The sequence below is a fragment of the Nakamurella sp. genome (assembly GCF_048594475.1).
GTDB lineage: Bacteria > Actinomycetota > Actinomycetes > Mycobacteriales > Nakamurellaceae > Nakamurella.
Map to the genome: position 1 here is coordinate 1 of NZ_JBMDXT010000384.1, position 7670 is coordinate 7670.

Annotated in this window: 3 protein-coding genes and 1 pseudogene; 1 reads left to right on the top strand and 3 read right to left on the bottom strand. The window is 76.6% G+C overall.

Annotation, left to right across the window (positions count from 1 at the left end):
* From ACOJUF_RS17255 to ACOJUF_RS17265, 3 genes and pseudogenes are all read right to left on the bottom strand, one after another.
* Nucleotides 1–433: pseudogene (locus tag ACOJUF_RS17255) on the bottom strand (hypothetical protein); the annotation flags it as partial.
* The gene (gene eccCa / locus ACOJUF_RS17260; RefSeq protein WP_420123055.1) at nucleotides 430–4440 is read right to left on the bottom strand and encodes a type VII secretion protein EccCa; all 4011 of its coding nucleotides are present in this window, start codon (nucleotides 4438–4440) and stop codon (nucleotides 430–432) included. The pseudogene ACOJUF_RS17255 and the gene eccCa, both read right to left, overlap by 4 nt.
* A gap of 544 nt (nucleotides 4441–4984) precedes the next feature.
* Nucleotides 4985–6775, bottom strand: coding sequence for an aminotransferase class I/II-fold pyridoxal phosphate-dependent enzyme (locus ACOJUF_RS17265; protein WP_420123056.1), 1791 nt, complete (start codon nucleotides 6773–6775; stop codon nucleotides 4985–4987).
* A 29-nt stretch (nucleotides 6776–6804) separates the two neighbouring features.
* Here ACOJUF_RS17265 and ACOJUF_RS17270 point away from each other — a divergent pair.
* A partial coding sequence (locus tag ACOJUF_RS17270; protein ID WP_420123057.1) for an EamA family transporter occupies nucleotides 6805–7670 on the top strand: 866 nt, incomplete at its 3' end.

Sequence of the window (7670 nt, forward strand, 5' to 3'; positions counted from 1 at the left end):
CGACCGGGTCCGGCTCGGCGGACCCGATCGGCGGACGGGCCCGGCCCTTCCCGGTGGCGCGCGCGGCCGGGGCAGCGGCGACGTCTCGTTCCTGGGGGCCGGCGGTGCGGTCGGACCCGGATCCGCGCGGTCCGCCGCGGACACCCCGATCCGACGAACGGCGCGCGTCCGGGCCGGTTCCGTCGGCGGTCCGATCGGTGGCCGGGTCGGCGGGTCGATAGGTGGCCGGGTCGGCGGTTCGATCGGTGACCGGGTCGGCGGTCTGGTCGGTGGTCGGGTCGAGGGTCTGGTCGGTGGCCGGGCCCGCCGTCGAGCCGGCGGTCCGCGCCGCGGCCGGGTCCGGGTCGTCAGGCCCGCCGGTGGTGGGCCGGACCGCCGGGGTGACCGCCCCGGTGGCTCGGACGACCGGCGCCGGTGCCGTCGGGTCGGTCATCGCCGCGGCTCCGCCCAGCCGGCGGGAGCCGGCTCCAGCACCGCCTGGACCACCCGCTCGTCGCCGCGTCGGGGGACCCAGACACCGCGTCCCGGGGGCCGGGGTCCGAGCCGGCCGCGGCCGATGACGGAACCCTCGGCCTCCGGCCCGGACAGCAGCATCGCCGGGCAGCCGGTGTCCCGCAGTCCGGCGACGAGACCCTCGTACAGTGCGCGGGCGACCCCGCGGGCCTGGCGGGCGACGATCAGGTGCAGGCCGATGTCGCCGGCGTGGTCGAGCAGCGGCAGCAGCGGGGCGAACGGTGCCGCCCCGGCCAGCCGCTCGTAGTTGTCGACGACCAGGTAGACGTCGGCCGGCGAACCCCACCAGGACCGGGCGGCCGCCGCGTCGGGCGGCGTGCCGGGCGCCGGCAGCCGAGCGGCCAGGCGCGGTGCCTGGGCCGCGATCAGTGCGGCTGCCTCCCGGCCGGTTGCCGCCGAGCCCAGTAGCTGGCCGGAGCCGAACGGCAGGGCCGGCAGCCGGCGGTCGGGGTCGAACACCAGGAACCGGGCCGCGTCGGGGCCGTGGGCCGCCGTGAGCTCACGAATGAGCCGGAGCAGCACGGTGGATCGGCCGGAGCGTTCCTCGCCGATCACCAGCAGGTGCCGGTCGTCCGCCGGGTCCCAACGGAGCGGGCGCAGGTCCTCGTCCAGGCCGAGCACGACGCCGCCGGCCCGATCGGGGAGCGCGGGCAGGTCGGCCGGCCGGACGGTGGCCGGCAGCACCCGGACCTCGGGGGCGCGGCCGGTCCAGCGCCCGCGGACGAGATCGGTGAGCGCGCCGACGGCCGCGGGCAGGCCCTCGGCCGAGGTGCGGCCGTCGACCCGGGGGACGGCGGTCAGCAGATGGTGGCCGTCGGATGTCAGGCCCCGGCCCGGTCGGCCGGCCGGCACGGTCGCCGCCAGCCGGGAGGCGACGGCGGAGTCCAGCGGGTCGCCCAGTCGCAGCTCGACCCGCGAGCCGATGAGGTCCCGCAGCGCCGGGCGCAGTTCGGCCCACCGGGTGGCGGTGACGGCCAGGTGGATCCCGTAGTTGAGGCCGCGGCTCGCGATCGACACCAGCCTGGCCTCCAACGGCTCGAAGGTCTCCCGCAGGACGCCCCACCCGTCGACGACCAGCACCAGGTCGCCGTACCCGCCGGGATCCAGATCGGCCGTGCGGGTCACGGCCGCCCGCCGGCGCCAGTCGGCCACCGACGGCACCCCAGCCGCGGCGAAGGCCGCCTCGCGGGCGGCCAGGACCCGTTCGACCATCGCCACCGTGCGCCGCACGAGATCCGTGTGCAGGCGGCCGGCCACCGACCCGACCTGCGGCAGGCCGGCCAGTGTCGCCAGCGAGCCACCACCCAGATCGAGGCAGTAGACGGAGAGCTCCCCCGGCCCGTGGGTCAGGGCGAGCGCGCCGATCAAGGTGCGCAGGGCGGTCGACTTGCCGCTCTGAGGCGCGCCGACGATCGCGACGTGCCCGGCCGCCCCGGACAGATCGAGGTCGAGCACCCCCCGGGCCTGCTCGAACGGCCGGTCCACCCAGCCGAGCGGGACGCGCCCGAAGTCCTCGCCCGGTCGGCGCCGGGTGGCCGGCAGCAGCAGATCCAGCGACGGTGGGTCCAGCAGCGGCGGCAACCACACCGCATGCGCCGGGACCCCGGCCCCGGCGAGCCGGGAGACGGCGACCTCCAGCACGGTCGCAGGGGCGCGCTCCGGCGGGCCGGCCTCGGAGGATCCGGGTGGGTCGACCGTGGGGTCGAGCGGGTCCGGATCCGGCCCCGCCGGGGGCCGCGGGCGCTCGGTGAGCCCCGAGGTCAACCGGAACACCTGCGGGCCCGCAGGGCCGGCCGACGGACGATCGGTCACCCGGTCGCGGAGCGGGCCGGACACGTAGGCGGCCCTGAACCGGACCGGCTCGCCGGTGTCGAACCGCAGGTAGCCGTTGCCCGGCGCACTGGGCAGCCGGTACGCGTCGTCGACCCCGAGCACGATGCGGGACTCCGCCGCCGAGAACGTCTTGAGCCCGATCCGGTACGACAGGTGGGTGTCCAGGCCGCGCAGCCGGCCCTCCTCCAGCCGCTGGGAGGCCAAGAGCAGGTGCACCCCCAGCGACCGGCCGACCCGCCCGATCGTCATGAACACGTCCAGGAACTCGGGCTTGGCCGTCAGCAGCTCGCTGAACTCGTCGACTACGACCAGCAGGGAGGGCACCGCCGGCAGCTCGGTCCGGCCGCCCGCGCGGGCCCGGTGGTAGTCCCGCAGGGACGCGACGTCACCCGCCGCGCGCAGCAGCTGCATCCGCCGGGCCAGCTCGCCGGCCAGCGCGTCGGCCATCCGGTCGACCAGATCCAGGTGCTCGCCGAGGTTGGTGACCACCGCGGAGGTGTGCGGCAGCGCATCGAGCCGGGCGAAGGTCGCGCCGCCCTTGAAATCGACGAGCACCACGTTCAGCACGTCCGGCGGGTGGGTGATCGCCAGACCCAGGACCAGGGTGCGCAGCAGCTCGGACTTGCCCGACCCGGTGGCCCCGACGATCAACCCGTGCGGCCCCATGCCGCCCTCGGCGGCCTCCTTCAGGTCGAGTTCGACCGGTTGCCCGACTCCTCCCACCCCGATCGCCACCCGCAGCCGGTCGTTGGCCGGGCGGGGCCGCCAGCAGACCGCGGGATCGAGCGAGCGCAGGCCCGCCAGACCCAGCAGGTCCGGCAGGCCGGCGGTGGTGACGACCGGCTCGGCCGCAGCCGTGACCGGCGGCCGCAGACCGACCAGGTGCCGGCAGGTCGCCGCCGCGACGGCCGGAGTGACCTGGTCCGGGACGCCGAGGTGGCCGGTGACCTCCTGACCCAGCCGGTCGACGGACACCGTCTGCACGTCGGACGCCGTCACCCGCAACCGCAGCCCCCGCCCGGCCGGCAGCGGGCCGTCGCCCCCGATCTGCAGGACGGTCACCCCGAGCAGGCCCTGCGGCCCGGCCAGTTGGCCCCCGGACCGGGTGCCCGTCGCGCTGCCGTCCACCAGCACGATCAGGTGGCCGCGATCGGTCAGGGGGGCGGAGCCCGGCTCCGCCCAGGGCCGGCCGGCCAGCTCGCCGGCGAGCATGTCCTCCAGGGTGCTCAGGTCGGTGGCGACCGCGAGCACCGGCGCCCGGCCGGGTGCGCCCACCGGATCGGCCAGGTGCGGTGTCCACTTCAGCCAGTCCCAGGCCCGACCGCGGTCCGGGCCCGGCCCGGGCGGCAGGCACACGCCGATGCGCAGTTCGGTCGGCGGGTGCCAGCAGACGGCCTGCAGCAGGAGCGCGGCGACGACCCCCCGGGCAGCGGCGAGGTTGCCCTCGAACCGGACGACCGACAGCGGCCGCAGCGACAGGGTCACCGGCATGGCCGGCACGCTGCGATGGGCTCGGAGCAGGCGCTCGCGGGCCAGCGCCGCCACGGGATCGGCCTCGTCGACCGGCTGCTCGTCGGCGGCCGGCAGGGCCAGGGCGAGATCCTGCTCGCCGACCGCGAGGCGCAGGACGAGGACGTCGGGGTCGGCCGGCCGACGCTCCCACAGGCGGCTCGTCCGGGCCAACGACGCGAGGGCGTCGGGCGGGGGATGACGCCAGGTCGCGGCCGACCGCTGACCGGCGGCCACCGCCCGGGCCTGGTCGCGGACGCGGGCCAGATGCCGGAAGTAGTCCCGCCGGGCCTGCGCGATCCGCCGGGACCGGTCGCCGCCGACGCGCACCAGCTGACCGGCGGCGACCGCGACCATCGACACCCCGAACAGCACGCCCGCGGCCAGGGGCAACCCGGAACCACCGGCGGCGAAGATCAGCACCATCGCCCCCAGCCCGGCCACGGCCGGCAGCAGGACGAGCACGGCCGCCGGCCCGCCCGGCTGCCGGGCCGGCAGCGGTGGGGCCGGCCGGACGTCGGCCACGCCACCCGCGACCGGGGGCGGTTCGCGCCGGGGCGGCCGCCGGAACACCGTCTCCGTCATGACGATCCGGGTTCGGCGACGACCGACCGGACCGGGAACGCCCGGCGCGGAAAGAATGCCGACGAAATGGCGCGGGCCGCCCGATGCGGGCTCCGGTCATTGCGCCAGGATTCAACGTGAATGCTGATAAATGGCATGAGGCCCGGCCGGTGACGGTGCCACGGCCACACCCCGGCGGGTGGGCGTGAATGATGGGCCGATCCGCCGGGAACCGGCACCGACGGGACCGGCAGGAGATGAGACGTCTTGAGCGACAGGCAGTATCGCCTGTCGGTGACAGGGTGGCACCGGTTCCTCCTCCCTCGGCGGATCGACGCCCCGAAACTACCACCGGACATTCACCGCAGGACGGGGTCGGATTTCATTGTGGATAACTTCGTCGAGGGACCGACAATCTCACCCATCCGGGTCCGTAAGGGTGTCGCAACGAATGCCCGGAAACGGCGTCAGGGTCGTTCCCGGGACCGGGGCGCCGCGGCCGGGTGACGCCCGACGGGGTCCTGGCCCCCGGCGCGGCGATCTCTGCCCCGTCGGACGTTCCGGTTCAGCCGATCCGGCCGCCGGCGACGTCGGCCAACCGGGCGATGGCGTCCTCCAGCTGCCCGGCCGGGGAGGCCGCGTACCCGAGGACCAGGCCCGGCGGGCCGGGGGCGACCCGGTGCCAGGACAGCGGCTGGACCTTGACGCCGGCCGCCAGCGCCCGGGCGGCCAGCGCCCGGTCGTCCAGCGCTCCCCGGTCGGGCGGCCCGTCGAAGCTGACGGTCAGGTGCAGTCCGGCGGCCGCCCCGTGCACGGTCGCGGCCGGCAGGTGCCGGCCCAGGGCCGCGATCATCGCGTCGCGCCGGAGCCGGTGCCGGCGCCGGACGGACCGCAGGTGCGCCTCCAGCCGGCCCGATTCCATCAGATCCGCCAGGACCAGCTGGGCCAGCACCGGGCTGCCCAGATCGGCCTGCTGTTTGGCCGCGACGACCTCGTCGTAGAGCCCGTCCGGCGGGACCAACCAGCCCAGGCGCAGGGCCGGCGCGAGGATCTTGGATACGCTGCCGGCGTAGCAGGTGCCGTCCGGCCGGGCCGCCTTGATCGCGTCGACCGGCGGCCGGTCGTACCGGTGCTCGGCGTCGTAGTCGTCCTCGATGATCAGGCCGCCGGCGTCGGCCCAAGCGGCCAGCTCGCGCCGGCGGGCCCCGGACAGCACCACGCCCATCGGGAACTGGTGGGCCGGCGAGACCAGCACGGCGGGCGTTCCGGTCGCCGCCAGCCGGTCGACCCGCAGTCCCTCGTTGTCGACCGGGATCGGGACGGTGCGCGCACCCCAGTCCGCCAGCTGCTGCCGCGCGCCACGGGAGCCGGGATCTTCGACCGCGATCTCGCCGATTCCCCGCCGGGCCAGCACCCAGCACAGCAGCGCCAGCGCCTGGGCGACCCCGGCGACGACGACGATCCGGTCCGGATCGGCGCTGATGCCGCGGTAGCGGGCCAGCCAGGCGGCCACCGCCCGGCGGAACGGCCGCGCGCCGGCCGGATCGCCGTACCCGAGCGACGACGCGGTCAGCGTGCCCAGGACCGCCCGTTCGCTGCGCAGCCAGCCGGCGCGCGGGAACGCGGCGAGGTCGGGCACGCCCGGGGACAGGTCGTACCGGGCCGGCTGGGCCCGCAGCGCCGTGAACACCTCGACGCCGGCCGGGGGATCGAACGTGAAAGCGGACGTCGAACCGGCCCACGGATCGACAGCGGGCCGTCCGGTCCCCGGCGGAGGAGCCGGCCGGCGGCCCGCGGCGGGTGTGGATCCGCTGCCCGGAACCCCTCCGTCCGGAACCAAGCCGTCCGGAATCAAGCCATCCGGAATTGGGCCGCCCGGAATCAGACCGTCCGGGACCCTGCCGTTCGGTGCTCCACCGTTGGGGGCTCGATCAATGGGCCGGGCCACCGACGCGGCGACCGGCCCGGAACCGGACCGGACCCCCGGATCGGTACCGGGTATCACAGTGCCGGGTATCACGGTGCCGGCGACCACCGCGCCGGCGACCACGGTGCCGGCGACCACGGTGCCGGCGATCACCGTGCCGGCCGGACCGCGGGTGACCACGACGCCGTCCTCCAGGAGCCGCCGGTACGCCTCGGTGACGACGCCGCGGGACACCCCGAGGTCGGCCGCCAGGGTGCGGCTGGCCGGCAGGCGGTCGCCCGGGCGGAGCCGCCCGTCCCGGGCCGCGGCCCGGATGCGGCCGGCCAACCAGCCCGACATCTGGCCGGTCGGCGCCTGCCCGATGCGCCGGCCGAGGAAGTCCGCCCCGACGATGGACCTGTGATCCATGCCTTCCTTGGACCTGTTCATCGGACCATTGTCCGCCCAGGCTGGGTGCCGTGACGAGAACGACGAGACGATCCGCCGATCGGCGGGCGGTGATGGCCGGGGCGACCGGCATGGCGCTGGTCGGCAGCAGCGTGGGGGTGTCCCGGCTGCTGGCCGACGCACCCCTGTTCACCGCGCAGGCCGCCCGCTACGGGCTGGCCGCGCTGCTCCTGCTGGCCCTGGGGCGCGCGTCGGGCCGATCCCCGGTCCGCCCGCGCGGGCGGGAGTGGCTCTGGCTGGCCGGCGTGGCCGCGTCCGGTCTGGTCGTGTTCAACATCGCCGTGGTGCGGGGGGTCGAGCATGCCGAGCCGGCGGTGATCGCCGTCGCGGTGGCCGGCGCGCCGGTCTTCCTGGGCGTCCTCGGGCCGCTGGCCCAACGGCACCGGCCGGCCGGGCCGGTCGTCACCGCCGCCGTGGTGGTGACGGCGGGCTGCGTGCTGGTCGAGGGGACGGGCCGCAGCGACGGGGCCGGACTGGGCTGGGCCGCGGTGGCGCTGGCCTGCGAATGCGGATTCACCCTGCTGGCCCTGCCGGTGCTCGGCCGGCACGGTCCGTGGGGCGTGTCCCTGCATGCCGTGTGGCTCGGCGCGGCGATGTTCGCCCTGCTCGGCCTGGTCGCGGAGGGCCCGGCCGCGGTGACCACGGTGACCGCCGGCCAGTGGGTCGCGTCCGCCTGGCTGGCCGTCGCGGTCACCGCCGTGGCATTCGTCCTGTGGTACTCCGCCGTCGGCCGGCTCGGACCGGGACCGGCCGGACTGCTCACCGGGATCGCGCCGGTCGCAGCCGCCGTGGGCGGAGCCGTGCTCGGCGGGACACTCCCGGGAATCGGTGTGTGGCTGGGCATCTCGGTGGTGATCGCGGGGCTGGCGGTCGGGCT

What these genes read in the sequence shown, in the direction of transcription:
- eccCa (WP_420123055.1), bottom strand. Translation starts at nt 4,440, where the DNA reads ATGACGGAGACGGTGTTCCGGCGGCCGCCCCGGCGCGAACCGCCCCCG.
- ACOJUF_RS17265 (WP_420123056.1), bottom strand. Translation starts at nt 6,775, where the DNA reads ATGAACAGGTCCAAGGAAGGCATGGATCACAGGTCCATCGTCGGGGCG.